A 26634-nucleotide genomic window follows, 5' to 3' on the forward strand; every position below is an offset into this window, starting at 1 on the left:
ACAATTTTAATACTTTGATTTATAAAGAATAATTAAGTCACCGTTCGACCATCCACGGCCCACAGCATATTGTGCTGCATGGCACCATCTTACATATGCAATTTACCGCGTTGCCTATGCACTCGCCAATGGACGCGCCATGGCTGGCAACCCTGCCATTACATCCGATTGTTAATTTAATGATCTCTTGGTGATCTGCAATTAACACCATGAAACATAAAACAAACTTACGTTTCTTCCCGCTCAGCATCCTCAATGACGACTCATAAACGCGCCCCTTGGCGCGCAACCGGCATACTGGTATGGTTATTTATACAGTAGTTTACCCCCCTGCCCTGACGCCATAGCTTATGCCGTCAACGGCGGATGAAACCACAGGATCATCGATGGATACCTTTACCCCGACCGCCGCCCTGCGTCAACAGATGGCCGCCATTGAAGCCTCTCTCAACCAGCTGACCGATCTGCTTGGCCAGCTCGAGCTGCAGGAGGCCCATGTCTATCCCCTGCCCCCGGTGCCACAGGGAGAGGAGCACGACCCGATCGCGCAGATTGAGGTGGGCTATCTCAACGGTGAAGCGGCGCTGGCGGCCACCCTCGCCGCCTATCGGGACCACAGCGCCCGCCCAGGCTGCTCCACCAAGGCGACTCACCGGCTGCCCGGCTGGTTGCGCTTTCCTGCCGCCGCCGCCCCCTTGCTGCAACCGCTGATCGACCAAATCAACCAGCACAAGCTCGATTTCAAGGCACTGGTGCAGCAGGCAGGCGGGCGGGACGAGAAGTTCGAGCTGGTACATACCGCCCTGCCCGGGGTGATCACTTTGCAGGTCTACCGCAAACTGACCCTGTTGGCGGGGGAGCTGCAATCCCTCGGCTTTACCTGGGCCGACAAGCAGACCATCAATCGCCTCAGTCGCGAGCAGGTGCTGGAGATGCTGGAGCGCAGCCGCCGCTACATACCGGCCCTCTCCAACAACGAGGAGTGGAGCAAGATGGTGGATCAGGAGGTGTACGACATTCGCCGCCTGCCGGCCGATGCCGAGCTGCGGATCCGCCGCCCGGTCAAGACCCACCCGATGATCAACCTGCTCTGGCTGGAGCGCACCCCGCGCAAGCAGCAGATCAAGGCGAGCCTGCCTCTATTGCTCTGCTCCGATACCCCGCCTGCGGTCAGCCATCTGGGCAACTATCCCCCCAAGAGCCGCCAAGCGCGGCGGGATCGCAAGATTGGCGGCGAACCCATCATCGAGCGGTTGCACCTCTATCTCTATCAGGGGTGACTGGATCAGGGATAGCTAGCTCAGGGATAACCGGGCCGCCTTGCCGCGATAAAGGGCGGATCCCGCATCTGCCCCAAATAAGAAAGGGGAGAACATCTCTGGATGTTCTCCCCTTTTCTGTATCGGTAGTCTGTATGGAAGGCAGCGTCGCCAATCAGCCCATCAGCAGGGCGCGCAGGCTCTCCACATCCAGCCCGCGCACCTCGGACTGGCCGCTCAGCAGGCCATCGGCCAGCGCCCGCTTCTCGTCGTGCAGGGCGACAATCTTCTCCTCCACCGTCTGCTCGCACACCAGCCGGTACACGGTCACCGGCTGGGTCTGCCCCATCCGGTGGGCCCGGTCACTCGCCTGATCTTCCACCGCCGGGTTCCACCAGGGATCGAGGTGCAGCACGGTATCGGCCTGGGTCAGGTTGAGGCCGGTGCCCCCCGCCTTGAGGCTGATGAGGAACAGCGGTACCGCTTCATGACGAAACCGCAGGATGGAGTCCTGACGGGATTTGGCGGAGCAGCCACCATCCAGATAGCAGTAATCCCAGGATTTCTGCTCGATGCGGGCGCGCAGCAGGCTCAGCAGATCGACGAACTGGCTGAACACCAGCACCCGATGACCGCCGTCAATCGCCTCTTCCAGCAGCGCCATCGCCTCGTCCAGCTTGCTGCTGGTCTGCGACCACTCGGGCATCACCAGCTCCGGCGAGCAGCAGAGACGGCGCAGCCGGGTCAGACCGCTCAGCACATGCATCAGAGCGCGGCCATCGGCGCTTTGCACCTGCTGCACCACTTCACGCCGGGTCGCCTCGTAGAGCTGGCGCTCTTCGGGGGAGAGGCTGATGTGGTGGATGATCTCGGTCTTGTCCGGCAGCTCGGTCAGCACCTGCAGCTTGAGACGGCGCAGGATGAAGGGGCTGATCACCGCCCGCAGCAGCGCCATGTGCTGGGGATCCTTGACCGCCTTGCCAAAGCGGCGCTTGAACTCGCCAAGGCTGCCGAGCAGCCCCGGGTTGATAAAGGTAAACAGGCTCCACAGCTCCCCCAGGTGGTTTTCGATGGGGGTGCCGGAGAGGGCGAGGCGAAAATCACCTTCCAGCTGGAACAGCAGCTTGGCGCGCTGGGTGCCGGCGTTTTTGATCTGCTGCGCCTCATCGAGCACCATGCTGGACCAGCGGCGGGACTTGAGCGCCTCCGCCAGACTGCCGAGCATGCCGTAGTTGATGAGGATCACCTGACCGGCCTTGGCCTCGCGAATGATCCCCTCCCGCTCGGCCGGGTTCTCGAACACCACCACATCCAGCTCGGGAGCGAAACGGGCCACCTCCTCCTGCCAGTTGGTGACCACTGACTTGGGCACCACCACCAGCGCCGGGCCAAGGTGCTGGCGCATCCGCAGCACGATCAGCGCCTGCAGCGTCTTGCCCAGACCCATGTCATCGGCCAGACAGGCGCCAAAACCGTGATGGGCCAGGGTCGCCAGCCAGCGCACCCCCTCTTTCTGATAGTCCCGCAGGCCGGTAAGCAACTCGTCCGGGCACTCGACCTCCTGCTGCCACTCCTGCTGCAGGGATTGCCACGCCGCGTCCCCTTCGGTGGTAATGACCGAGAGCAGGCGAGTGAGCGGATAGGCCAGCTTGTTGTTGATGCGCTGCTCTTCATCGAGCATGGCCCCCAGCATGGTGAGCCGCTCGACCAGCTTGTCGCTCAGCATCAGGCTGGTCTTCTCGTCGAGCTGCACGGTGCGCTGGCCCGGGGTCATCTGACGCAGAATAAGGCGCAAGTCGAGGATCTGGTGCTCATCGAGCGCCAGTGCCCCTTCGACCTGGAACCAGTCCTGCCGCCGCTCGATGCGCAGGCTCAGGGCCGCTTCATCGAGGCTTTTGAGGCGAGCGCTGTCCTGATGCCAGTGAATGACCACGCCGGCATCCACCAGCTCGGGCAGGGCATTGACCAGCGCCAGCGCCTGTTCCCCCTGCAGCAGCCACTCGCTGCCGGGCAGGCCGATGGGCAGTTGATTACGCAGCAGTTGGGCCTGCAGCTTCTCGGCGGCGAGATCCCGTTGCCAGTAGTGGTACGCCTTGATCCCCTGCCGCACGATGGGCTCACCCTTGCCAAGGGGCTGGGGCGGCAGATCGTCAAAGCGGGTCACCAGCTTGACCGACAGCTGACCATCCTGCCAATCCAGTTGCACCGATGGAATGCCCGGCCAGGGAGCCAGTTCGGCGTTGCCGCTAAGCCCCGCAACCTGACTGTGCCATGGCAGCTCGGGAATGGCATCCAGCGTGCGTTGCAGCTCGGCCAGCCCCTCGGCGGGCAGCAGCGGGATGGATTCGAGCGCAGGCAAGCGGTCGAGCAGCGGCTGCGGGGTGAGGATCAGCTGCCACAGATCTTGTGCCAGCGGCATGATATGGGCCCCGCGGGCCGCCGCATCGGGGCAGAGCTGCGCGCTCATCCCCTGTTCGGTGGCGACCACCTGCAGCAGGGGGGCGCTGATGGCCAGTTGCAGCTTTTGGCCCTTGGCGTTGAACAAGCGGGGGTGATCGGCCAGCGGTGCCCAGACATCCCGCGGCAACCGCCCCATCACCCGTGGCAGGGTGCGAACCAGTGCCCAGTCATGCTCATCGAGCATGGCGGCATACTGGGTGGAGAGCAGGGCCGGATCGACCCGGCGACCAGCGGTCCACTCCCCCTTGGTGCTGAGCTTCTGGATCTTGCACTCCAGCTCGGGGCCCTCGGCATGGAGCAGCCACACCAACCGCTCCTGTGGCTTACGTACGCCACTGGAGCGTCCCAGCCCCTGCAGCCAGTTGAGCCAGCTGGCAGAGGCCGCGGTTTTATCCTCGTCCCCTTCCTCATCCTGCTCGTCACTGCCCTCTGGCGCACTCTCTTCACTGCCGCGCAGCTGGCAAAGGGGCGCCCCTTTGGCCGCCTCGCCCAACAACAGGCGCAGCAGATCCTGACAAAACGCCATCAGGCGATGATGGGGCTCGGCATCGAGCAGATGGGAGAGATCCCACTTGTGCAGCATGGCCACCTGCGGGCTCTGAGCTCCGTGACGGGCCAGCGCACAGAGATCGAGCCAGAGATAGCCCCAGTGGAGCTCCTCCACCGGCAGCTGCAGGGTATCGAACAGGCCGACCGCCTGACCGTGACGATCGCCCGCCCACTGGCTGAGCAAGTCGGCAAGCAGGGGGAACTGGCCAGTCAGGCTGCGCTGCCACTTCTTGCGCTGTTCGCTGGCAATGACGGGATCAGCCTGCTGCAACCAGCCAAGCCAGAGCAGGGCGCTGAATGAACGGGGCCACTGGCCCGCCTCACCCTCATCGGCTGCCTGCCACTGACCCAGCGCGGTGAGCAGTCGCTCGCCGAGCGGGCCGCTCTGGCTCTGCTGGGCCAGCGCCTGCAGGGCTGGCCAGCCGGGCACGGCGTCGTTGCCCTCGCCGGTTGGCGACGTGCTCTCGCCATCCCCGCAGAGCCAGCGCCACTCCGCCTCGAACGCTTTGGCCCGGGCCTGCACCTCGGGAGCGCAGCGCACCAGCGCATTGGCCAGCGGCCAGCGCTCTTCATAGGGGGCATCAAGCAGCAGTTGCAGCGAGAAGTGCTCCAGCAGCAGTTGCTGCCAGGCGGGGCTGGAGCCCGCCAGCAGCTGGTGAGCATCCGGGGTATCGAGCAGGGTCAGCAGATCGCTCGCCGAGAAATAGGTCGGGATCTCCCCCGCCTTGCCGCGGCAGAGCTCGCGCACTACCGCATGGGTGAGATCCTGCCCGGTCAACGAGGGCACCCGGCTCCAGTCCGGCTCCGGGCAGAGACCGGCACGTACCCCCAGGATCAGCGCCAGCGTCCCCTCGGCGGTCAGGCTCCACTGCTGCTCCCCGCGCAATCTGACCAGCCCCGCATCCTGCAGTCTGGTCAGTTTATCGATCAGGGCATGGCCCATCGCCAGTTGATCTTGCAGCAAACGGGTACTGGCGACGCGCTGCAATTGCAGGGTGGCGAGCAGGGCATAACTATCCGAAGAGAGGGTGAACGCAGACATCAAGACTCACGGGCAAGTGCAAAAGCGGAATTTTAACGGTAAAGCGCCAGCGGCTCGACCCTTTACCGTGAAATAACTCAAAAAAAAACGGCCATCCATGATGACCGTCGAAAGTAACGAAGGAAATAGCCGGATCATCCGGTTACCTCCCACAGCGGGAAAATCGGGAGCGCAAGCCCCTAATTCGTGGAGCCAATGCTAGAGGTTGGCGCCCGAAAAAGCTTTGAAGCTGATCACAGTTGAAAAGGATTTCTGAAAACGGTTTCAATTTTTGACGGCAAAAAACCATGCTTTTAGCGCCAAATAAGCCATGCCAAGCCACCCTGCGCCCCCGGAACTGGCCGCAATAATGGATTACCCGCTCCGGGTATCAGGTGAACATGTCACCTCGCGTCAGGTGGCCACCTATCTCCTGCCACGACACGGTAAACAGGTCATGGCATCCATACCGTGGTTACATAAAGACGACGGTGAATAAAGAAAAAGCCCAACCTGTTCAACAGGCTGGGCTTGGTATGTGGCGGAGAGACAGGGATTCGAACCCTGGGTGGCATTGCTGCCACAATTGATTTCGAGTCAATCCCGTTCGGCCACTCCGGCATCTCTCCGTGGGGAGAGAGTTTTACCCAAGCAGGGCCGAGGATGCAATAAAAATTTGTTATATATCAAATGGCTGAATCAGATATCTGGGAGCCGGCTCACAATGCGGCGCGTGCTGTTCGCGTTGCTAGGCCACACTGCATCCACCCGACATTAACCCTCTCGCACACCCGGCCATTATCCATATCGTGATATTCCCCCATTGCCATCAGGCGTCTCTTTTTCCTGCTTGGCGCTCAAATTTATGGGTGAGGCCGATTTTGGCCAGTTTCCTATGTATCCCCAAACCATTGAGGGGGCGCGGCAAGCTGGTAATCATGGGCTGATTGAGGAACAATCGCGCCATCCTGGCGGCACTGTAGATGATGCGCCGCCCCGATTGAACTGATGGATCTCCCTATGCGATTGCCGAAACTCATGCCCCTCTCCTTAGCGCCCACACTTGCCCTGCTGCTGGCTGCGGCCCTGCTCTGCACTGCACCCGTGCAGGCCAAGCGCTACCCGCTGCCGCCGGCCGAAAGCCGTCTCATTGGCGAGCTGGAGGATTACATCATCCAGCAGGATGAGCATCTGGAGCTGGTTGGCAAACATACCCAGATTGGTTTTTTGGCGCTGCTTGAGGCAAATCCCGGTGTAGACCCCTATTTACCCAAGCCGGGCACCCGCTTGACGCTGCCCACCCAGATGCTGCTGCCCGATGTGCCACGCGAGGGGATCGTCATCAATCTGCCGGAGCTGCGCCTCTACTACTTCCCCAAAGGCAAGAGCGAGGTGATTGTGCTACCTATCGGGATTGGTGACATCGGCCGCGAAACGCCGGAGATGACCACCACCGTCATCGAGAAGAATCCCGACCCGACCTGGGTGCCCGGGCCCATGGTGCGCAAATCCTGGCTGGAGCAAAAAGGGATCACCCTACCCGCCGTGGTGCCTCCCGGCCCGGACAACCCCCTCGGCAAGTTCGCCATGCGCCTTGGTTATGGCAAGCGCGACTATCTGATCCACGGCACCAACAAGGATTTTGGCGTTGGCCTGCGGGTGAGTGCTGGCTGCATCCGGCTGCGACCGGACGATATCGAAGCCCTGTTCAAGATTGTGCCGATCGGCACGCCGGTGCGGGTCATCAACCAACCGGTCAAGGTGGCCATCGAGCCGGATGGTCGCCGCTGGCTGGAGGTACACTCCCCGCTCTCCCGCACCGAAGAGGAGCTTGAAAATGGCGCCCCGCTGGTGCTGTCACCGGCCATAGAGAGCTTTATCAGGGCAGCTGACGTGATGCAGGATGAGGTGACTGCGGCGCTGGAGAGCAAAAATGGCCTGCCCCGCCCCATCAGCAGTTAACTCATCAGCACCTGCACCATACCGGAGTTGCCTTACGTCATGAAATACCTGCCTCTCATGCTCATGGTGGTCTGCCACCCCCTGTGGGCAAAAGACATTCTCTGGATGAACAACGGCGATCGCCTGACCGGCACCATTGAAGAGATCGGCGATGAGTCGGTGCGCATCGCTCTGCCCTATACCGGCGCCGTGACCGTCCAGCGGGATGCCATCAAACGCTGGCGTCTGGAGAAGCAGGATAAACCCAAGGCAACCGCCAAAGGGGGTATCACCCTGTTCAAGGATGAGCAGAATGAGCGCAACGCCTGGCTCTGGAGTGGCAGCGGCGATCTCAACGTCAAGCTCAAGCACAAGGATAAACGTACCAACAACGTCAACTTCAAGGGAGTCACCGAACTGGCCAATCTGGATTGGCGTTACAGCCTCTCCGGGGAATATACCTACGAAACATCCGACAGCGTCACCGATAGCCACGACTACAAGCTGAACCCGACCCTTGACTACTTCTTTGACCAGCACTGGTTTTTACGCAACTCGCTCGATGCGGAATATGACATGATGGCTGACAACTATCTCAAGCTGAACTTTGGCTCGGGGCCAGGTTATCGCTTCTGGAATGACAAGCACAAACGGCTGGAACTGATTTCACAGGGCGGCATTCAGCGCGCCTACTTTCGCAGTGACAGCTGGCCAGGACTGGTCTTTTTCGATTCCAGGATCATCAGCTACCCCATCGGTAGCCTGAGCTGGGATTACCGCCAACCACTGTCATTCTGGCAACAGCGATTTGAGTTGTTCAGTAAAGGCACCTATCTGAAGTACCTGTCGCAACCGTCCCCTTACCTCACACTGGATCAGGACATCACCGGCAGCATCGGCCTGCGCTACTACTTTAACGATCATCTGCGTCTTTCCTGGTCGAGCGAGATGGAGTGGCAAAATGGCGCCCTGCACTATCCCGGGGTGGATGCCGAAATATCCGAAAGCGAATGGCGCCACTTGCTTAGTCTGGGGGCAAGCTTTTGAGTCGCGAGCAGATCAACAAGAGGAGCCAATTGGCTCCTCTTTCTATTGCAGTAATAGTGATGCGAGTGATGCAAACTCACGACTCGTCAACATCACACTCAGATCAATCCCCAGGCGGCAATCTGGTAGATCCACACCATCGCCAGCAGGGTACCGACCAATCCCATGATGACGCCGATGCGCACCATCTGGTGGCTCTCCACCAGACCAGTAGCATGGGCCAGCGCATTGGGCGGGGTACTGATGGGCAGCGACATCCCGAGCGAAACCGAGATGGTGACCGCCAGGATCAGGGTGTGGCTGCCGCCCCACTCGGCCAGCTCCGGCATGCTGACCGCCAGCGCTGCCACCAGTGGCAGCAACAGGTTGGCGGTCGCGGTGTTGGACATAAAGTTGGCCATCACCACCGCCAGCAGACAGGCCCCGACCAGCACCGCCAACGTGGAGTACTCGTGGAACGGAATGTGGGTGATAAGCCGCTCGGCCAACCCGGAGTCCTCCAGCGCCAGCCCCAGCGCGATACCGCCCGATACCAGCCAGAGCACATCGAGGGAGATCTTGTGCAGATCGTCCTTGGTAATGATGCCGGTGGTCAGGAACACCGCCACCGGGATCATGGCGACCACGTAGGAGCTCATGCCGTGCAGATCCCCCAGCAGCCAGAGCACTATGGTGGTGATAAAGGTGAGGTAGACCACCCAGGCGCGAGGGGTCTGCATAAAGCGCCCCTCAATCTTGAGATCCATCCGCTTGAGGGTGCTCGGGAAGAAGCGCCCCAGCAGGAACCAGCCGAGCAGCAACAGCAGCACCACGAAGGGCACCGCAAATCCCATCCATTGCCCGAACGAGATGGCATGCTCGCCGGTCAGGTATTTGAGGGCCACCGCGTTGGGCGGGGTACCGATGGGGGTGCCGATCCCGCCGAGGTTGGCCGCCAGCGGAATGGCCAGCACGAAGCCGATTTTGGCCGGGTCCTTGTCGGGAAACGCCGCCAGCACCGGAGTGAGGATGGCCAGCATCATGGCGGTGGTGGCGGTATTGCTCATGAACATGGAGAAGGTGGCGGTGATCAGCATCAGCCCCAGCATGACGATCCGGGGATCCTGACCGAACGGGCGCAGCAGCACCCGCGCCAGATTGACGTCCAGATGGTACTTGGTCGCCGCAATGGCGAGGAAAAACCCCCCGAGAAACAGCATGATAACCGGCGAGGCAAAGGTCGCCATCACCTCGGTCGACTTGAGCAACTCACCAAAGCCCGGCTCTGCCTTGTCGGCGGTCATGAACCAGATCCCCTTGTCCGAGAGCAGCAGCAGCTCCAGCACGATGATCAGCACCGAGGTGGCGAAGATGGGGATGGGCTCCAGGATCCAGCAGAGGGCTGCCAGCACGAAAATGGCCACGACTCGCTGCTCGACCACCGTGATCCCCTCCAGCGGGATCCAGTGGGTCGGGATCAGCAGGATGGCGAGGCTCAGCAGTAGCGGCAGAATAATCTTGTGATTGATGGGCACTATTGTCTCCAGGATCGGGAGTAAGAAGCCAATAGTGGCATAACATGCTATCGCCTCACGCAGCTATCTCGCCAAAATGAGAGCTGGCTAACTGCAGCCACTCCGGTTTTGTGAGTCATATCAAGCTGGAGTCAGCGCGCCATGGCTGACGCCTCACAGTTGGCAACAAACAGGCAAAAAAACGGGCCCGCTGTTCGTTGCACACGACAGCGGGCCCGTTTCACCATTTATGCCGATGAGGCGGCTCAGAAGTAGATGCGGGTCACCGACTCGATGACGCAACCCGGGCGACGGATCCCTTCGATCTCCACCTTGATCTCTTTGAGCAACTCCAGCCCGCCCTTGATGGGGGTGACCCGGGCCAGCTTGGTGCGGGCGCGGATGTTGCTGTCCACCTTGATGGGGTACGGGAAACGCACCTGATCCAGCCCGAAGTTCACCACCATGCGGGCGGTCGGGAACTCGGGGGTGGCCTCATCGACCGAGCCGGTCAACTGCGGCAGCAGCGCCAGGGTCAGGAAGCCGTGAGCGATGGTGGTCTTGAAGGGCGACTCGGCGGCCGCACGCTCCGGATTGGTGTGGATCCACTGATGATCCCCGGTCACCGCCGCAAATTGATCGATCATCTGCTGGCTGACATGGAGCCATTCGCCCACGTGGGTCTCTTCACCGATGCGGGCCTGCAGGGTGGCATAGAGCTCGGCAGCCTCGGCCCCCAGCTCCACAGCGGGTTCCTGAGCCACGACGGGGCGACCGTTGGCCACCTGTGCCACGGTTGCTGCATCCTGTTGCTGTTCGTCCTGAGACTCGGCTTGCAAGTCCAGCACACGTCCCAGCAAAGGATGAAGATGTGCCTTTTGCTGAAACTCACGCCAGTAGTCGCGGATCGCCGGAGAGAGCCAATCCTTGAGCTCAAAGGGGTGCTGCGCCAGAATTTCGCGCTTGCGCTTCAGAAAATCGACAACTTTCATCTACCGATCCCTATTTGATTCAATGCCTGTAAAGAGGTCTAACCAGTCCTATTTTATTAAAGTTTCAGCTGTAAGTGCAAAAAAATCTCGGCGTACACCTGTACCAAGGCGGAAGTCACTACTTACATCATGTAAACCAGCACGATCTGCCAATGAGGAAAACGATTGCCGGATATGCGACCAGCAGGGGGAAATTCACCGGGGTCATCATGACAAAAGGCCCTCGTCGGGCCTTGTGATGGGGGTTCAACGCGCGCTCGACCAGCCGTTCCGCAATCCCTCTTCATCCAGGAAGGACCAGGCGAGGATCCGGCTCACCTTGTTGCCCTGCGCCATGTCGATCACCCGCACCTGACGGGCTCCCACCCGGCTCAGCGCCTTTTTCGCCCCCGGCAGGTTCTCTTTTTTCGACACCAGCGAGCTGAACCAGAGGCACTGAGTGGCAAACTCCTTGCTCTGGGCGATCATATTGGCCAGAAACGCTGCCTCGCCCCCTTCGCACCAGAGCTCAGCCTTCTGGCCGCCGAAGTTGAGCACGGGCGCCCCTGTCACCTCCTTGCCCAGATTGCGCAGCTTGCGCTCCGTCCCCTTGCTCGCCTCTTCCAGCGACGCATGGAACGGCGGATTGCACAGTGTCAGGGCAAAGCGCTCCTTCGGCCCTATGATGCCGCGAAACACATGGTTGGGGTTGCCCTGCAGACGACACTCAATCTGATTGCCGAGCCCGTTGCTCCTGGCCAGCAGGGTGGCCGCCTTGACCGAAACCGGATCGATATCCGATCCGACAAAACGCCAGCCATATTCGCGGCAGCCGAGCAGTGGATAGATGCAGTTTGCCCCCACCCCGATATCCAGCACCCTCACCCCCTTGCCGGTAGGGAGCAGGCCTGCGCTCTCGGCCAACAGGTCGGCCGCCCAGTGCAGGTAGTCCACCCGTCCCGGGATGGGCGGACAGAGGTAACCGGCGGGCAAGTCCCAGTTGGCAATCCCGTAGTGATGGGCCAGCAGGGCGCGGTTGAGGGTCTTCACTGCATCGGGATTGGCAAAATCGATGGTGCGGGTGCCGTAGTCATTGATAAAGACGTGGGCAGCCAACTCGGGAGTTCGCAGGCAGAGCGCCTCAAAGTCGTAACCCGCCTGATGGCGATTACGGGAGTGAAGTCCGGATTTGCGGTCGCCCGACTTGGGGCCACCGGCTGATGGGGTGCGGGGTTTCATGCTGAGCCTGCCGAAGAAAACGGGCCCACACTATAGTGATTTGACTCGGGAAAGTCTAAACGAGGGCAATAAAAAACCGGGCTATCGAGCCCGGTTCAAGTGAGGTTGGAAAAACAGTCCGTACTGCGAGCCGTTTGTCCAGCCTGACTCAGATATCGATCCGGCGAGCTTGCCAGAACTTGCTGCGCCAGTATTGGCTGTCCAGCTTGGAGCGCGTCACACCGGCACGGGTCGAGGCGTGGATGAATTCGCCATTGCCGACATAGATACCAACGTGGTTGAGACGACGATTGATTTTGAAGAAGACCAGATCGCCTTCGACCAGATCCTGCTTGGAAACGCGCGTCCCTTCGTGGACTTGGGAGCGGGTATCACGGGGTAATTCGACACCGACGGCATTGCGGAACACTTCACGGGCAAAGGCGGAACAATCGATACCGCGCTGGCTACTGCCACCCATCCGGTACGGAACACCACGCCACTCTTTATATACTGTCAGGATTTCATTCACATCGGGTGTCTGGGAAGCTTCCGGTTCGATTACAGGTTCAACCATGGAAACTTCGATCTTGCTCGCGACCTCGGGTTGGGGTGCCGAGGCACAACCCACCATTCCGAGCGCGACCAGCAGTAGCATCAGGTGGCGCAATCCTTTATCCCCGCTAAATAGTAAATCTTGTTAAAATACGGCCCCAAAGGGCAATTTATAAGGCAACAGCACCCGACTATATCCAAGAATTCTATCGAGGCAAGTGAAAATCCCTATCGAGCTCACATTTTTGCAAGTAAATGCACGATTTTTCATAATTAATGTGATCATGCCCAAACAATATACAATCGCAAAAAGGGCCTTGGGTCTCATAGATAACTGGCTTTTATCCCTGCTTCAGCACCTTTTTAAAGTGAAAAATCATGATCGAAACCGATCTTTTTTTGTTAAAACCGGCCAGGGTATGCCAGGAACTGCTCGCTCAATTGCCTGAAGGGCTGTCAACCGATGAGCAGCATATCTGGCAAACCATGACCCATCCTGAACGGCGTCAGGAATATCTGGTGAGCCGCGCCCTGTTGCGCCAGCTATTGGCCGAACGGCTACAGCAACCCGCCGCCAGCCTGCAATTTTGCAACGGCCCCCACGGCAAGCCACGACTGCATGATGATGCCTGGCATTTCAATCTGAGCCACAGTGGCAGCTGGCTGGTGTTGGCACTCTGCCCGCAGGGGCCGCTTGGGGTGGATATCGAACTGGGCAAACGGCGGCATCATCCCCTCCCCCTCGCCCGCCGCTTTTATGCACAGAGTGAATATGAGTGGCTCTGCGCGCGGCCCGCTCAAGAGCAGGAGAGCGCCTTCTACCGGCTCTGGTCGCGCAAGGAGGCTGTACTGAAGGCCCACGGCGGCGGCATAGCCGCCGGGCTCGAGAAGGTGCGCTTTGTCCCGGAGCAAGGGTGGCAACTCGACAACCGGCTCGATGACATCTCTTATCAGGTACAGGATTGGCCCTTTGCCAGCGGCTGGCTCAGTCTTGCTGCAGCGGCAACCCCCGTGACGTTTTACCGGCTGGATGAGCGCTTGAATTGCCAGTCGCTCAACCCCATGTTACTCAACACCCTTTCTGAAGAGTCCAACTCATGATCGTCGACATTACTCCCCAGAATTTTCACGCTGAACTTATCGATGCGTCCATGAAGAAGCCGGTCGTCATCTATTTCCATGCTCCGCAGATGCCGGAGTGTCAGGGGATGACACCGCTGATCGAATCACTGGTTGGGCCCGCCAATGAGCAGGTCACCCTGGCCAGGGTGGATATGAACGATCCCCAGCTGCAACCGCTGGCCAGCCAGCTCGGTCTGCGCGCCCTGCCCGCGCTGGTGCTGTTCCATCAGGGTCGCCCTGACGAACAGGCGATCATCGAAGGGCCGCAGGATGAAGCCACCCTGCGCCAATATTTCGCCGCCTTCGCCCCCAAAGAGGAGGAAGAACTGCTGACCAAGGGGCAACAGGCACTGGCTGACGAGCAGCCCAGCATCGCCTATGCCCATCTGACCAAGGCACACCAGCTGGCCCCAGAGCGTCACGACATCAGCCTGTGGCTGATACAGGCCGCGCTCGACCTCAATCTGCTGGAGGAAGCGCAGGAGCGCCTCGGCACCATCCCGATGGTGGCGCAGGATGGTCACTTCCATACCCTGAGCTCACGGCTCGCGCTGGCCCTGCAAGCGGCAGACAGCCCGGAGCTGCGCGCGCTGGAAGCCCGCCATGCAGAACAACCCGATGATTTTGCCCTGACTCAGGAGCTGGCGGTGCAATACAACCAGGCTGGCCGTCAGGAAGAGGCGTTGGGACTGCTGCTGGAGATCCTCAAGCGGGATTTGGCATTCGGCGATGCCAGAAAGACCTATCTCGATATTCTGGCGACCATGGGCAGCACGCCGGCGGCGCAGAGCTACCGTCGCAAACTCTATAGTCTGCTCTACTGATCAGAGTCGAACTGGCTGGTAATGATGGGGGAGTGCCGGGAAAACCGGCATGACCTCATGGGTCAAGTGCGAAGAAGTACAGTGGGGATGTGGAAACGCTGAATTTCAGGCAAAAAAAAATGGCGCATAACTGCGCCATTTTTTTCGCATGGATTACTTCTTGTAAGAAGTAGCCATGTTGTCGATGCGCTGGTTAGCACGCATAGCTTCTTGCTTGGCTTCGGCAACATCAGCAGCGATTTTGGACTGATCAGCACGAACTGCGCTAACATCTTGAGCCAGTTGGTCAACTTTGTTAGACAGATTCTGAACGGAAGTTTCCAGTTCGCTGGTGTTTGCACAACCGCCCAGCAGAGCGGACAGACCAACAACACCTACCAACAACAATTTTTTCATTTTTAAAGCTCCCTTGAACTCGCCAGACGTTTAGCAAGCGGCGTGATTATGGCACAAAAAAATCATACTTTGCATAGTCCCCACCACAGATAAATGCATTAAAACCCTCATTTTTTTTTGAATGAACAGTTTTTGTCCAGATTCGTCTAAAAAATGAGTGCCGCGTGGTGAGGGCACGGACAAAGGTTAACCAAATTTTTGCCTTATTACAATTTCGTATGAGGCTCAGGCACTCTGTTCTGACAACAATTGACGATATTGCACCAGATCCTCGATGGTCAGCACCGGCATCCGGTGCTGCCGACCGAATGCAACCAGGTCTGGCAGACGAGCCATCGAGCCATCTTCCCTGGTCAATTCACACAACACCCCGAACGGTTTCAGACCGGCCAACTGCATCAGATCGACCGTCGCTTCGGTATGACCACGACGGGTAAGCACCCCACCGGTACGCGCCCGCAGCGGGAACACATGACCTGGGCGATGCAGATCGCCCGGTTTGGCGCCATCGGCGATGGCTGCACGGATGGTGGTGATGCGATCAGCCGCAGAGACACCGGTCGTAACCCCCTGCGCCGCTTCGATGGTCACGGTGAAGGCTGTCTGGTAGTGGCTGGAGTTGGCTTCCACCATCATCGGCAGTTCGAGCTGGCGAACCCGCTCGTCGGGCAGGCAGAGACAGACGATGCCGGAGCACTCGCGGATCATCAGTGCCATCTGTTCATTGGTCATGGATTGGGCGGCGAAAATGAGGTCGCCCTCGTTCTCCCGATCTTCATCGTCGGCCACCAGCACGCCGCCTCCGGCACGCAAGGCAGACAGGGCCGCTTCGACACGGGCAACGGGATCACCGAATTCACTGAGTAGAGACTGATTCATGGTAAAACTCCTAAACAAGACAAGGACCAGAATCAGGGCATGGAAAGGCAGACAGAGAGGAGCATGCAGCGGCCAGACCATAAGGGCCTACGCGGCAATGTCTGTCTTATCCTCTTTCATCCGGACTATGACCGTCGGCTCCGGCATTTCACCGGATCTGCTGACCCCGACTAGGCTATCAGCCAAGTCGGGCGCTCGCGGGCTCCCCGAGTCAATCGGGATACCGCCGGTGGGGAATTACACCCCGCCCTGAGAATAAGCGCAGACAGCCTAAAGAAAAACGGTTGCAGATACCAGCCAAAATCCCCCGCTGACTGAAAAGCGTTTCAACATTGCGCCAGGGATCGCGCTCTGCGGCCCGCTCGCCAGCGCGAGAGGCCGTGACTGGCGAATTTCTTTATGGCGCGGATCGGTTTATGGCATAGTTCCGGAAACAAAAAACAGTGCCCGAAAAAGAGCCTGAACAACGCTGCCTGCGCAGACAGCAGCGCCAACACCACAAACGGAAAATGACAGAGATGGAAAAGAAAATACTGCTCACGGATTGCCCGGATGCCAAAGGGCTCATCGCCAAGATCACCAACATCTGCTACAAGCACCAGCTCAACATCATCAAGAACGATGAGTTTGTGGATCACGAGAATGGCCGCTTCTTTATGCGTACCGAGCTGGAGGGACGCTTCAACGACGAGACCCTGCTGGCGGATCTGGATGATGCCCTGCCCACCGGCGCCCAGCGTCGGCTGGTCAAGGCGGGCAAGAAGCGCATCGTCATTCTGGTCACCAAGGAGACCCACTGCCTCGGCGACATTCTGATGAAGAACTACGCGGGCGCGCTGGATATGGATATCGTCGCGGTGATCGGCAACTACGACACCCTGGCCGAGCTCACCGGCAAGTTCAATATTCCGTTCCACACCGTCAGCCATGACGAGCTGAGCCGTACCGAGCATGAAGAGCAGGTGCGCGCCATCATCGACAGCTATGAGCCTGACTATGTGATCCTGGCCAAGTACATGCGGGTGCTGACCCCGAGCTTCGTCGAGGCCTATCCCCGCAAGATCCTCAACATCCACCACTCCTTCCTGCCCGCCTTCATCGGTGCCCGCCCCTACCGGCAGGCGTTCGATCGCGGGGTCAAGCTGATCGGTGCCACCGCCCACTTCGTGACTGACGATCTGGATGAGGGCCCCATCGTCGAACAGGACGTGATCCACGTCGGTCACGCCTTCAGTGCGGACGACATGGCCAAGGCGGGCCGGGATGTGGAGAAATCGGTGCTGAGCCGCGCGCTGGAGCTGGTACTGAACGAGCGGGTGTTCGTCTACGGCAACAAGACGGTGGTCTTCAAATAATCCGCCAACGCGCATGTATGCAAACGCTAGAAACAACAACGGCTCCCGCGGGAGCCGTTGTTGTTTCTGCGCCAAATCTCAGAGCGGCAGATCATTTACCGTCACGGCGCCCTTCTCCAGCTTCAGCTCGGAAGTCAGCACTTGCTTGTCGGCCTTCAGATAGCCCATCAGGGTCAGCTGATCGAGCATGGGAGCCAGTTGCGGCACCGCCTTGCCCAGCTTGTCACTGAGGTTGGCATGCAGCACGCCGCTGAGGGCCTGCATCCCCGCTTCGCTGTTGAACAGTTGCTCCAGCGAGGTCGATGCCAGCTTCACATCCCCCTTCATGGTCACCGCCTCACCATTGAGCTTGGCGCTGAGATCGGCCAGCTCCAGGGTCGCGCCACGTTTGAGCATCTTGTCCAGCGCCTGCTGGATGGCGGCATCTTCAACCCCCTTGCCACCGGCGGCCTGCAACCCCTGATACCCTTCCAGATCCAGACCGTTGAGGTTGAGCGCCAGCTTGCTGTCGGTGACCGCCAGGGTGTCGGTCTCGTTCTCCAGATCCAGCTTGGCAATCTTCATCTGATAGCTGCTGGAGAGGGTCTGGGCATCATCGCCAGTGAGCTGGGTCTCGGTAGTCATCCCCTGCAGGGCGACCTTGACGCTGTCAGGTAGTTGCACCGTGAGGGCCGAGAGGGTCATCTCGCTCTGGGGCGAGAGGAGCACACCGCTGATCTCGGCAATGTCGGCGCTCCCTTTCAGGTCGGTCAGTTCCAGCTCCATCTTGCTCTGCTCTTCGTGGACCGTCATCCCCTGCCAGGCCATGGTGATGTGGCCATTCCCCTCCAGGTTGCCATGAAACTCACCGGAAAGTGGCAGGAAATGGAACTCGTCCAGCCCCTGTTTGACCTTGAATTCGTTGGCCCAGAAGCGGCTGCTGTTGCCCTGAGTCCAGAGGCTGGTGACCGACTCCAGACCGAGTTCCCACTGCTCCATGCCCAGTGCGGTAAAGACCGGTGCCATAGTGCCATTATGGGTATCGAGCAGGAGGTGGCTCTTGATATAGAGCGGCAGGATCCGGCTCTTGACCGCCAGTTGCAGCTCGATCGGCTGACTCCCCTCCAGTTCGCTGTCGATGGTAGCCAGCTCCTCCGGCGTCACTACGATCTTCAGTATCCCGTCACGGGTGAAGAGGTTGCGGCTGCCCGGCTGCCACTGCATGTCGATGCCGGTCTCTTGCTCCACCTTGGCGATCTGCTCCGCCATAATGTTGTCGAAGCTGTTGCCCGTGTACCAGCACGCAGCCAGACCACCACCTACCAGTGCCGCACCCACGGCGAGGGCCACTATCTTTTTCATATATTCATGTGTCTCCAGGGAGTTGTCACTGCACTCTAGGGGCGTACTCGGGGCGAGGCAAGTGCAATCAGATAGCGCCCCAACATTCTTGCAATTCGCCACAACCTCACAGCAAGGGACTGAAGAGATAGAAGATGTTCTCCATCGCCTTCTTGTACCAGGGGCGTGCCTGCCATTTGGCCAGGGTCATCGGGGTGGCTTCCGCCATATAACCCTGTACCAACCGGGTCATCTGGGCCACGAACGAGGGGTTGTCCACCAGCAGGGTCACCTCGAAGTTGAGCCAGAGGCTGCGCCGATCCAGATTGACCGTCCCCACCAGCGCAAAGTCGTCATCCACCAGCACGCTCTTGGTATGGAGCAGACCGGCATCGTAGCGGTAGATCTCCACCCCGGCCGCCAGCAGCTCCTCCATAAAGGCGTTGCAGGCGTAATTGGCCATGATGGAGTCGTTGCGCGCCGGCAACACCAGTTGCACCTGCACGCCGCGAGCCGCCGCCGAGCTGAGTGCGGCCGCCAGCGGATCGTCGGGCACAAAGTAGGGAGTGGTCAGCACCAGATGGCTGCGCGCCTGATAGATGGCGAGCAGCAGGCTCTGCTGGATGCAGTCGCCACCGACGAAGGGGCCGGACGGAATAAGCTGGGCGCGGTAGTTGGTCTGGGGCCAGGCTTCGGGATCGTGTTGCAGGCTGTCGAGCAGCCGCTCGCCGGTCTCCATCTCCCAATCCCAGACGAAGATCGACCACATCAGCGGCACCATGGGCCCCTGCACCCGGATCATGATATCGACCCACTGGCCAACCCCGGCATCTTGCTTGAAGAAACGGGGATCCACCATGTTCATGGAGCCGGTGTAACCCACCCTGTCATCGATCACCACCAGCTTGCGGTGCATCCGCAGATCCTGACGCTGGAACACAATGCGCCACGCGCCAACCGGCAGCACCTCCACCAGTTTGACCCCCGCCTTACGCAATTTTTTCGGCCAGTGAGAGCGGAAGAACTGTTTGCTGCCCACCGAATCGAGCAACAAGCGACAATCCACGCCGCGTTGCGCCACTTCGATCAGCGCCTCGCACACCTCGTCAGCATCGCCGCCAGGGTGCCAGATGTAGAACTCCAAATAGCAGGAGAGGGTCGAGCGGCGGATATCCTGCGCAATCTCGCGCAAGATCCAGTCCGGCTTGTTGAGCAGAGTCATGCGGTTGCCGGAGAGCATCGGCATGGCGAGCCGCCCCTGGATCAGATCGTGCAGCGGTTGCGCCTTGGAACCCACTTCACAGCAGTGCTGAGGGAACAGACGGGCCAGCTGGCGGATCCAGATGGCGTAAGGACGGTACATGGCCTGGGCGCGCTCGGCGCGGCGGCGCCCCAGCTTTATCTCACCAAACAGCACATAGAAGCCCACCCCGGCAAACGGAATGGCGTAGATCAGCGCCAGCCAGGCCAGCGACACACCGATGGGACGGCGTTTCATCACCACCCGAAATGACACCCCGGTGACGATAACTGTGTGAAAAAGCAGTAGCAGCCAACCCAGAAAACGGGAAAACAGCAGTTGAAGATCATGTTCCAGACCGTTGAGCAACGGGGGCTCCTTCTCATCGACAAACAGTGCGGTGGGCAGACCCCAACCGGCCGCAATGGTATGCTGTAAGGCAAATCCATTCTATCAGGTCGCACGCATGATCCTGCAATCTATGCTGCTCAGCCTGGCCATGCTAGGCCAAGGCTCATATGACATCAATGAGCAACAGATAAACCAGTACCTGCAATCTCAGGTGCAAGTCGATAAACAGCTGGAACTGCCCGGCATCATCAAGGCTCATGTGAAGCTTGAGCAGAGCGATGTCCAGATTGGTCGCCAGCGCCCCGACACGGCACGGGTCTATGGCAAGGGCAAGCTCAAAATCGCCCTGCCCGACAATACCGAATATGACGCTCGCCTGCAGATGACCTATGAGGCGAGGCCCCGCTATGACAAGGCCCAGAGCGCGCTGTTTCTGGATAACATGAAGCTGGTGGAGTACAAGCTGGAGCCGGAAGCGGCCGAGAAGAAGTTCGGGCTGATGCTCAACATGCTGCTGCAGAGCATGGAGAAACGGCTCGAGACCAAGCCGGTCTACAAACTCAATGACAAGGATCCGGATCAGGCCTGGCTGAAGGAAAATCTGCTGGGGCTGGAGCTGTCACCGGGCAAGATCCACCTGTTGACCAACCCCCGCTAAACCACTCAATTCAGGAGGGGCTGGGTGGTATCCCGTACCAGCAGCTCCACCTGATAACCCTGCTGCTGCTGCCGCTCGTAGAGGGAAAAGAGCGACCCGCTCAATTGGTTGAGGGGCATATCGGCAAAACCGGCCTTGAGATAGAAGGGCTTCTCGAACGGGAGCGCCTGACAGACCACCGGTTTGTCCGCCAGACCGTGGCAAGCGTGCTGCAACAGCCGTGACCCCAGTCCCAGCGACTGGTAGTGGGGCAACAGACGAAAGCCGCACAGATGGTAAAACTCCTCCTCGTCCCGCAACCGTACCGCCCCCACCAGCCAGTGAGCATCACGCACGACAAAGATCCGCTCGGCCAGGTCCGGCACATAGTGGGAAAACGTCGTTTCGTAATAGTCCCTGATTAGGGAGAGGTCGGCGTCGCAGTACTCTTCGAAGGTGAGTTCCATCGCCAGCTTGCTTGTCACAGACAAATCCTTTGGTAATCAATTATTAGTGCCAGATACGGTGCGCTAATCCGACCAGCTGACGCCAGCACGATAGCATGCCTTTCGTCAACAAAAAAGCAGGCGTCATGGCGACGTTGCTGACCCGGTGGAGGAGACCATGACCCACGGCCTGACTGCCAACGCATGGCTTCACGATGACAACCCTTTATTGCGGTGGATACTTTGATCCCGGTCACCGAATCGGGTCATTTGCCCCCTGCTCGCCGCTTGTTCTGCCCTCGTCATGATGCTTTACTCAACATGGTCATCACAGGAAGGAGTATTACGGTTGAAAGCATGGATGCTGGCAGGCCCTATGTTGTTGATCCCCCTGAGTGGATGGAGCCAGACTCCCCCGCCCGCTGAGGTGGTCTTCCTGACTGCAGCCCCCTCCCCCCTGCGTCCGGTCAATGATCCCGCGCCCGCCCCGCAACCCGAAACCGCTCAAACGGCGGCAACCGCCGCTGGCGGCAACAAGCAGATCCAGGTCTATAAATCGGTGCAGCAGAACGGGGTGGTACGCTACTCCGACATGGCGCCAGAACAGGGCCATTACGAGCTGCTGCTGTTCAACGACTGCTTCGCCTGCGATCCCAAATCCAATGTCAACTGGCAGACCACCGGGCTGTTTCTCTATGACTATGCCAGCACCATCAAGGCCGCCGCCAAAACCTATCAGGTTGAGCCTGCGCTGATCCGGGCGCTGATCCATGCGGAATCTGCCTTCAACCCGCTGGCGGTCTCCCGCAAAGGTGCGATGGGCCTGACCCAGCTGATGCCCGCCACGGCGCGGGAACTGGGCGTCGGCAATGCCCTGCTGGCGGAGCAGAATATCTTCGGCGGGGTGAAATATCTGGCGGGACTGCTCAAGCAGTATGACGGCAACGTGGCACTGGCGACCGCGGCCTACAACGCCGGGGCTGGCGCCGTACAAAAACATGGCGGCATCCCACCCTATGCGGAAACTCGCGCCTATGTGGAGCGCGTCCAGCTGCTCCACCTGCGCTACAAAGAGATGCTGCAGGCCAAAGGGCTGTGACGCTCGGCTCAGTTAATTCTCTCTTTCCCCCCTCCAGAAACAAAAACACGCCCGCAGGCGTGTCGATACCACACGTTGTTTCGCCAATGATTACTTCTGCTCAGTCGCCACCAGGCGATAAGCCAGCGCACCCAGAATGGCACCGACAATCGGGGCAACCCAGAACAGCCACAGCTGACTGACCGCCCAGTCACCGACAAACAGCGCAACGCCGGTACTGCGGGCAGGGTTGACCGAGGTATTGGTCACCGGAATGCTGACGAGGTGGATCAGGGTCAGGCACAAGCCGATGGCGATCGGGGCAAAACCGGCAGGCGCGCGGCTATCGGTGGCGCCCATGATGACGAACAGGAAGAAACCGGTCATCACCATTTCGCACACCAGTGCGGCAGTCAGGCTGTAACCACCCGGAGAGTGCTCGCCGTAGCCGTTGGAGGCAAAACCGGCGGAGAGATCAAACCCGGCCTGACCACTGGCAATCACATAAAGCACCGCAGCGGCGGCAATGCCACCCAGCACTTGCGCCACGATGTAAGGCAGGACACCGGATGCCGGAAAACGACCACCCGCCCACAGACCGACAGTGACGGCCGGATTGAGGTGGCAACCGGAGATATGACCGATGGCAAACGCCATGGTCAGCACGGTCAGACCGAAGGCCAGCGAGACCCCCAGCAGACCAATTCCGACGTGAGGGAAGGCTGCAGCCAGCACGGCACTGCCGCACCCGCCCAATACCAGCCAGAAAGTGCCCATAAACTCGGCAGCAACAGGTTTCACAATATTTCTCCCATTTGAGGTAACACCGAACAGACCCGGGAAGGGCCCATGCTTGAACAATCGCAGCATTATGGGAGTGTGAGTCCAGATTGCGAACCCTGCCGACAAGGTTCATTGAATGTGATATCCATCACAATTTATTGATTAGATAAGAGATTTGTCATTAAGGAAGCTGGCGGCACGTCTCATACCCAAGGGCGTCATGCGACAACTTGTGACACCGTTTCGCTCGACTGCTCATCTGTTGAACGATCAAAACGGAGAGGTGGTCAGTTCCCTACCGGTGTAAAGCGGCTGACAACCTGCCCCTGATGCTCAATCCACTCCATGAACATGGCGACAGGGCGGGCATAGACCTGACCATCCTGTTCGGATTGATAGATCACCAGCTGCTCCTGGGTTTCGGTGTGCAGGGCCAGGGCGAGCACTTGATAGTAACCCCCCTTGAAGTGGCGATAGCGGCCGGGAACGGGTGAATGCATGGGAAAACCTCGCAGGAATAGACACCGATGAGCGGATCACATAACGATGACACCGTCGGTGCCATTCAACTCATCGCAAAGGGGGACGAAGACGATTTTTTACACAAGCCAATCGTGCCACAGGATCCGGATATTGCAACACAGTCGGGCAGCTTTGTTAATTCGTTCCCCATGTTTCACTGGTGAACCTCGGTTAGCACAAACGATCGTGCTAAATTTAACGTTCTAGCAACCCTGTTTCAGGGCTAAAAATCAGGGAATTCTTCTAAAAAGAGGATTGTTCTAGCATTCAATTCTGTGAAGAATAGGGGAAAAGAAATTTGATACTAAAAATCGCCTTTTTCGCCAACGCGTCCCCATGGGGAAGGAATCACACTCACCATGTTCACTATCGACAAGTCGCACAAGCTCGACGATGTCTGCTATGACATCCGCGGCCCGGTGCACAAAGAAGCCCGCCGTCTCGAAGACGAAGGCCACCGCATTCTCAAGCTCAACATCGGCAACCCTGCCCCGTTCGGTTTCGATGCGCCGGAAGAGATCATCAAGGATGTGATCCTCAACATGCCGCTGAGCCAGGGCTACTGCGACTCCAAGGGACTGTTCTCTGCCCGTAAAGCGGTGATGCAGTACTACCAGCAAAAAGGGATGCGCAAGGTCGATATCGACGACATCTACATCGGCAATGGTGCCAGCGAGCTGATCGTGATGGCGATGCAGGCGCTGCTCAACAACGGCGACGAGATGCTGGTGCCCTCCCCCGACTACCCGCTCTGGACTGCCGCCGTCACCCTCTCCGGTGGCCATGCGGTGCACTACCGCTGCGACGAAGGGGCTGACTGGTATCCGGATCTCGATGACATCCGTGCCCGCATCACCCCGCGCACTCGCGGCCTGGTGCTGATCAACCCCAACAACCCCACCGGCGCCGTCTACGGCAGCGAGTTCCTGCTGGAGGTGATCGAGATCGCCCGCCAGCACAACCTCATCATCTTCGCCGACGAGATCTACGACAAGATCCTCTACGACGACATCTCCCACACCAGCGTCTGTACCCTGTGCGACGACGTGATGGTGGTGACCTTCAACGGCCTATCCAAGGCCTACCGCGCCTGCGGCTTCCGCCAGGGCTGGATGGTCATCACAGGGCCCAAAGGCCGTGCTCGCGGTTACATTGAGGGGCTGGAGATGCTGGCCTCCATGCGGCTGTGTGCCAACGTGCCGATGCAGCACGCCATCCAGACTGCGCTTGGTGGCTATCAGAGCATCAACGAGCTGATCCTGCCGGGCGGTCGCCTGCGCAAGCAGCGAGACAAGGCATGGGAGCTCTTGAACGAGATCCCCGGCGTCTCCTGCGTCAAACCAAGGGGGGCGCTCTATATGTTCCCGCGCCTCGACCCCAAGGTGTACGACATCCGCGACGACCAGAAGATGGTGTTCGACCTGCTGCAGCAAGAGAAGCTGCTGCTGGTACAGGGCACCGGCTTCAACTGGCCGGCACCTGATCACTTCCGGCTGGTGTTCCTGCCCCGCGAAGAGGAGCTGGAGGATGCCATCGGTCGCCTCGCCCGCTTCCTCAAAGGCTACAAGCAGTAAACAAAGCCAATGAAAAAGGCTCCTTACGGAGCCTTTTTATTATCTGTCGTTTTTCGTCCGTACCATCAGCCATGCAGCAGGGCGCCGGCCACCAGCACCGCCATGGTGATGAGGGCCACCCCGATGATAAAGGGCAGTACCCAGCGCACAAAGCGATCATAGGGGATCTTGGCGAGCGCCAGACCGGCCACCAGATGGGCGGCGGTGGGGGCAAACAGGTTGATCCAGCCGGAGGCGGACTGATAGGCGGTGATCACCAGATCCCGCGAGATACCGGAGAAGTCCGCCAACGGCCCCATCAGCGGCATGGAGACAGTCGCCAGCCCCGAGGTGGAGGGGATAAAGAAGCTCAGGATGATGTGCACCAGATAGGCCATCAGGATGAACACAGACGAGGAGAGTCCGGTCACCAGCCCTTCGGCCCATTGCAAAATGGTGTCGATGATGACGCCCTGCTCCATCACCACATAGATGCCGCGCGCCACCGCCACTACCAGCGCCACCCCGATCAGATCCCGCGCGCCATTGAGGAAGGTCGCCACATAGTTGGACTCGGGCATCCGGTTGATCAACGCAATCAGGATGGAGGCGCTAAAGAACAGGGTGGAGAGCTCGTCAAACCACCAGCCAAAGGTGGGCAGCACATCGATCCCCAAATCCGACCAGGGCACCACCGCATAGATCATCAGCAGGAAGGTGCCGAAGAAGACCAGCATGGTGAGCTTTTGCTTGCCGGTGAAGGCGAGATTGCTGCTCTTCATCTGGGAGAACTCGTCGTCATAGGTGATGTCGGCCAGCACGGAGCGGGATTTGTCCTGCTGCACCTGCTTGGCATAACGCATCACGAACCAGGAGGCAAAGATCACCAGCAGCAGCCACTGGATGACCCGCAGGCCAATCCCCTCACCGATGGGGATACCGGCAAAACCGGAGGCAATACCGGTGGCAAACGGGTTGACGGTGGAGGCGAGCACCCCGACCCCGGACCCGAGCAGAATGATCCCCGCCGCCACCATGCGATCGAAGCCCGCCGCCATCATCACCGGCACGATCAGCGCCCAGAAGGCCACCGTCTCCTCCGCCATGCCGAAGGTGGAGCCGCCGAGGGCAAACAGGGCGATCAGCACCGGGATCAGCAGCCGTTCACGGCCTGCGAAGGCACGCACTATGGCCCCCACCCCGGCATCGAGCGCACCGCTTTGCATGGTCACCGCCAGAAAACCGCCGATGATGAGCACGAACAGCGCCACGTCGGCCGCCTTGTGAAAGCCCTGGATCGGCGCCTTGAGCACCTCGAACACCCCTTGCGGGTGGGCGGGTAACTCGGTGTAGCTGCCGGGCACCGGCAACAGCCGCTCGTCGCCGCTGTAATCGGCCACGGCCGCTGCCGCCACCGGCTGCTGGGTCTTGGCGGTGACGTAGTCATATTTGCCCGCTGGCAGCACCCAGGTGAGGGCCGCCATCAGGGCGATGATGATGAAAAGCAGGGTATAGACTGTGGGGAGTTGGCGCTTCTTGGGCGCCTCGTTTGGAGTGGTCATAGCTTCCGTTCCTCGGCAATGCCGTCTGTGATCCGATCAGCGCAAGACTAGC

Annotated in this window: 22 protein-coding genes, 1 tRNA gene and 1 riboswitch; of the genes, 9 read left to right on the forward strand and 14 right to left on the reverse strand. The window is 59.5% G+C overall.

The window, feature by feature from the left end; translation table 11 throughout:
- Positions 1-386 precede the first annotated feature (386 nt).
- On the forward strand, positions 387-1280 hold the full coding sequence (locus tag I6G90_RS08695) for a DNA replication terminus site-binding protein (RefSeq protein WP_197930798.1): 894 nt from the start codon (positions 387-389) through the stop codon (positions 1278-1280).
- A 154-nt stretch (positions 1281-1434) separates the two neighbouring features.
- On the opposite strand, the gene I6G90_RS08700 is transcribed toward I6G90_RS08695, so the two are convergent.
- Complete coding sequence (locus I6G90_RS08700; RefSeq protein ID WP_197930800.1) at positions 1435-5310, reverse strand: DEAD/DEAH box helicase; 3876 nt, start codon at positions 5308-5310, stop codon at positions 1435-1437.
- A gap of 518 nt (positions 5311-5828) precedes the next feature.
- A tRNA-Ser gene (locus tag I6G90_RS08705) sits at positions 5829-5918 on the reverse strand.
- 391 nt (positions 5919-6309) lie between these two features.
- Between I6G90_RS08705 and I6G90_RS08710 the strand changes: the two genes are divergently transcribed.
- Together I6G90_RS08710 and I6G90_RS08715 are read left to right on the forward strand one after the other, a co-directional pair.
- On the forward strand, positions 6310-7251 hold the full coding sequence (locus I6G90_RS08710; protein WP_232254437.1) for a L,D-transpeptidase family protein: 942 nt from the start codon (positions 6310-6312) through the stop codon (positions 7249-7251).
- 39 nt (positions 7252-7290) lie between these two features.
- On the forward strand, positions 7291-8277 hold the full coding sequence (locus tag I6G90_RS08715; RefSeq protein ID WP_197930801.1) for a DUF481 domain-containing protein: 987 nt from the start codon (positions 7291-7293) through the stop codon (positions 8275-8277).
- A gap of 98 nt (positions 8278-8375) precedes the next feature.
- On the opposite strand, the gene I6G90_RS08720 is transcribed toward I6G90_RS08715, so the two are convergent.
- The 4 genes from I6G90_RS08720 to I6G90_RS08735 form a co-directional block, all read right to left on the reverse strand.
- The gene (locus tag I6G90_RS08720) at positions 8376-9791 is read right to left on the reverse strand and encodes an SLC13 family permease (protein ID WP_042057969.1); all 1416 of its coding nucleotides are present in this window, start codon (positions 9789-9791) and stop codon (positions 8376-8378) included.
- 245 nt (positions 9792-10036) lie between these two features.
- The gene (locus I6G90_RS08725; RefSeq protein WP_042655982.1) at positions 10037-10762 is read right to left on the reverse strand and encodes a MaoC family dehydratase; all 726 of its coding nucleotides are present in this window, start codon (positions 10760-10762) and stop codon (positions 10037-10039) included.
- Between the two features lie 246 nt (positions 10763-11008).
- Positions 11009-11980, reverse strand: a complete 972-nt coding sequence (gene rlmF / locus I6G90_RS08730; protein WP_197930802.1) for a 23S rRNA (adenine(1618)-N(6))-methyltransferase RlmF — start codon at positions 11978-11980, stop codon at positions 11009-11011.
- Between the two features lie 148 nt (positions 11981-12128).
- Positions 12129-12617 carry a C40 family peptidase gene (locus I6G90_RS08735; protein WP_042057977.1) on the reverse strand — a complete coding sequence of 163 codons (489 nt, stop codon included), beginning with the start codon at positions 12615-12617 and terminating at the stop codon, positions 12129-12131.
- A 275-nt stretch (positions 12618-12892) separates the two neighbouring features.
- Here I6G90_RS08735 and I6G90_RS08740 point away from each other — a divergent pair, with 275 nt between their 5' ends.
- Positions 12893-13615, forward strand: a complete 723-nt coding sequence (locus I6G90_RS08740; RefSeq protein ID WP_182937850.1) for a 4'-phosphopantetheinyl transferase family protein — start codon at positions 12893-12895, stop codon at positions 13613-13615.
- Positions 13612-14460, forward strand: a complete 849-nt coding sequence (locus I6G90_RS08745; protein WP_197930803.1) for a tetratricopeptide repeat protein — start codon at positions 13612-13614, stop codon at positions 14458-14460. The genes I6G90_RS08740 and I6G90_RS08745 overlap by 4 nt, the downstream gene beginning before the upstream one ends.
- 153 nt (positions 14461-14613) lie before the next feature.
- On the opposite strand, the gene I6G90_RS08750 is transcribed toward I6G90_RS08745, so the two are convergent.
- Together I6G90_RS08750 and ribB are read right to left on the reverse strand one after the other, a co-directional pair.
- The gene (locus I6G90_RS08750) at positions 14614-14856 is read right to left on the reverse strand and encodes an Lpp/OprI family alanine-zipper lipoprotein (protein ID WP_005334342.1); all 243 of its coding nucleotides are present in this window, start codon (positions 14854-14856) and stop codon (positions 14614-14616) included.
- Positions 14857-15081: 225 nt separating this feature from the next.
- Positions 15082-15735, reverse strand: a complete 654-nt coding sequence (ribB, locus tag I6G90_RS08755) for a 3,4-dihydroxy-2-butanone-4-phosphate synthase (RefSeq protein ID WP_139408112.1) — start codon at positions 15733-15735, stop codon at positions 15082-15084.
- Between the two features lie 104 nt (positions 15736-15839).
- A riboswitch (FMN riboswitch) is annotated at positions 15840-15996 on the reverse strand.
- 257 nt (positions 15997-16253) lie between these two features.
- On the opposite strand from ribB, the gene purU reads away from it, so the two are divergent.
- Positions 16254-17090, forward strand: coding sequence for a formyltetrahydrofolate deformylase (gene purU, locus I6G90_RS08760; RefSeq protein ID WP_042655976.1), 837 nt, complete (start codon positions 16254-16256; stop codon positions 17088-17090).
- 78 nt (positions 17091-17168) lie between these two features.
- Here purU and I6G90_RS08765 read toward each other — a convergent pair whose 3' ends face one another.
- Together I6G90_RS08765 and cls are read right to left on the reverse strand one after the other, a co-directional pair.
- Complete coding sequence (locus I6G90_RS08765) at positions 17169-18431, reverse strand: DUF945 family protein (protein ID WP_197930804.1); 1263 nt, start codon at positions 18429-18431, stop codon at positions 17169-17171.
- A 106-nt stretch (positions 18432-18537) separates the two neighbouring features.
- Positions 18538-20019, reverse strand: a complete 1482-nt coding sequence (cls, locus tag I6G90_RS08770; RefSeq protein WP_197930805.1) for a cardiolipin synthase — start codon at positions 20017-20019, stop codon at positions 18538-18540.
- A 97-nt stretch (positions 20020-20116) separates the two neighbouring features.
- On the opposite strand from cls, the gene I6G90_RS08775 reads away from it, so the two are divergent.
- Complete coding sequence (locus I6G90_RS08775; protein ID WP_058052102.1) at positions 20117-20659, forward strand: DUF1439 domain-containing protein; 543 nt, start codon at positions 20117-20119, stop codon at positions 20657-20659.
- 5 nt (positions 20660-20664) lie between these two features.
- On the opposite strand, the gene I6G90_RS08780 is transcribed toward I6G90_RS08775, so the two are convergent.
- Complete coding sequence (locus tag I6G90_RS08780) at positions 20665-21105, reverse strand: GNAT family N-acetyltransferase (RefSeq protein WP_075112598.1); 441 nt, start codon at positions 21103-21105, stop codon at positions 20665-20667.
- A gap of 355 nt (positions 21106-21460) precedes the next feature.
- Here I6G90_RS08780 and I6G90_RS08785 point away from each other — a divergent pair, with 355 nt between their 5' ends.
- On the forward strand, positions 21461-22183 hold the full coding sequence (locus tag I6G90_RS08785; protein ID WP_408628324.1) for a lytic transglycosylase domain-containing protein: 723 nt from the start codon (positions 21461-21463) through the stop codon (positions 22181-22183).
- Between the two features lie 90 nt (positions 22184-22273).
- Here I6G90_RS08785 and aqpZ read toward each other — a convergent pair whose 3' ends face one another.
- Together aqpZ and I6G90_RS08795 are read right to left on the reverse strand one after the other, a co-directional pair.
- Positions 22274-22963, reverse strand: coding sequence for an aquaporin Z (gene aqpZ, locus I6G90_RS08790; protein WP_042656004.1), 690 nt, complete (start codon positions 22961-22963; stop codon positions 22274-22276).
- A 269-nt stretch (positions 22964-23232) separates the two neighbouring features.
- Complete coding sequence (locus I6G90_RS08795) at positions 23233-23445, reverse strand: DUF1653 domain-containing protein (RefSeq protein WP_197930806.1); 213 nt, start codon at positions 23443-23445, stop codon at positions 23233-23235.
- Positions 23446-23826: 381 nt separating this feature from the next.
- Between I6G90_RS08795 and I6G90_RS08800 the strand changes: the two genes are divergently transcribed.
- Entirely contained in the window at positions 23827-25041 is a 1215-nt protein-coding gene (locus tag I6G90_RS08800) for a pyridoxal phosphate-dependent aminotransferase (protein WP_042058000.1), read from the forward strand.
- 65 nt (positions 25042-25106) lie between these two features.
- Here the strand turns inward: I6G90_RS08800 and I6G90_RS08805 are convergent, their stop codons facing one another.
- Positions 25107-26582 carry a YfcC family protein gene (locus I6G90_RS08805; RefSeq protein WP_197930807.1) on the reverse strand — a complete coding sequence of 492 codons (1476 nt, stop codon included), beginning with the start codon at positions 26580-26582 and terminating at the stop codon, positions 25107-25109.
- Positions 26583-26634 lie beyond the last annotated feature (52 nt).

Source organism: Aeromonas allosaccharophila (assembly GCF_016026615.1).
In the GTDB taxonomy this organism is placed as follows: Bacteria; Pseudomonadota; Gammaproteobacteria; order Enterobacterales; family Aeromonadaceae; genus Aeromonas; species Aeromonas allosaccharophila.

Coding starts and splice junctions, on each gene's coding strand:
- I6G90_RS08710 (WP_232254437.1), top strand. CDS start 6,310: ATGCGATTGCCGAAACTCATGCCCCTCTCCTTAGCGCCCACACTTGCC.
- I6G90_RS08795 (WP_197930806.1), bottom strand. CDS start 23,445: ATGCATTCACCCGTTCCCGGCCGCTATCGCCACTTCAAGGGGGGTTAC.
- I6G90_RS08725 (WP_042655982.1), bottom strand. CDS start 10,762: ATGAAAGTTGTCGATTTTCTGAAGCGCAAGCGCGAAATTCTGGCGCAG.
- I6G90_RS08695 (WP_197930798.1), top strand. CDS start 387: ATGGATACCTTTACCCCGACCGCCGCCCTGCGTCAACAGATGGCCGCC.
- purU (WP_042655976.1), top strand. CDS start 16,254: ATGGAAAAGAAAATACTGCTCACGGATTGCCCGGATGCCAAAGGGCTC.
- I6G90_RS08805 (WP_197930807.1), bottom strand. CDS start 26,582: ATGACCACTCCAAACGAGGCGCCCAAGAAGCGCCAACTCCCCACAGTC.
- I6G90_RS08745 (WP_197930803.1), top strand. CDS start 13,612: ATGATCGTCGACATTACTCCCCAGAATTTTCACGCTGAACTTATCGAT.
- ribB (WP_139408112.1), bottom strand. CDS start 15,735: ATGAATCAGTCTCTACTCAGTGAATTCGGTGATCCCGTTGCCCGTGTC.
- rlmF (WP_197930802.1), bottom strand. CDS start 11,980: ATGAAACCCCGCACCCCATCAGCCGGTGGCCCCAAGTCGGGCGACCGC.
- I6G90_RS08715 (WP_197930801.1), top strand. CDS start 7,291: ATGAAATACCTGCCTCTCATGCTCATGGTGGTCTGCCACCCCCTGTGG.
- I6G90_RS08765 (WP_197930804.1), bottom strand. CDS start 18,431: ATGAAAAAGATAGTGGCCCTCGCCGTGGGTGCGGCACTGGTAGGTGGT.
- I6G90_RS08800 (WP_042058000.1), top strand. CDS start 23,827: ATGTTCACTATCGACAAGTCGCACAAGCTCGACGATGTCTGCTATGAC.
- I6G90_RS08700 (WP_197930800.1), bottom strand. CDS start 5,310: ATGTCTGCGTTCACCCTCTCTTCGGATAGTTATGCCCTGCTCGCCACC.
- I6G90_RS08740 (WP_182937850.1), top strand. CDS start 12,893: ATGATCGAAACCGATCTTTTTTTGTTAAAACCGGCCAGGGTATGCCAG.
- I6G90_RS08780 (WP_075112598.1), bottom strand. CDS start 21,105: ATGGAACTCACCTTCGAAGAGTACTGCGACGCCGACCTCTCCCTAATC.
- I6G90_RS08785 (WP_408628324.1), top strand. CDS start 21,461: ATGTTGTTGATCCCCCTGAGTGGATGGAGCCAGACTCCCCCGCCCGCT.
- I6G90_RS08775 (WP_058052102.1), top strand. CDS start 20,117: ATGATCCTGCAATCTATGCTGCTCAGCCTGGCCATGCTAGGCCAAGGC.
- I6G90_RS08735 (WP_042057977.1), bottom strand. CDS start 12,617: ATGCTACTGCTGGTCGCGCTCGGAATGGTGGGTTGTGCCTCGGCACCC.
- I6G90_RS08750 (WP_005334342.1), bottom strand. CDS start 14,856: ATGAAAAAATTGTTGTTGGTAGGTGTTGTTGGTCTGTCCGCTCTGCTG.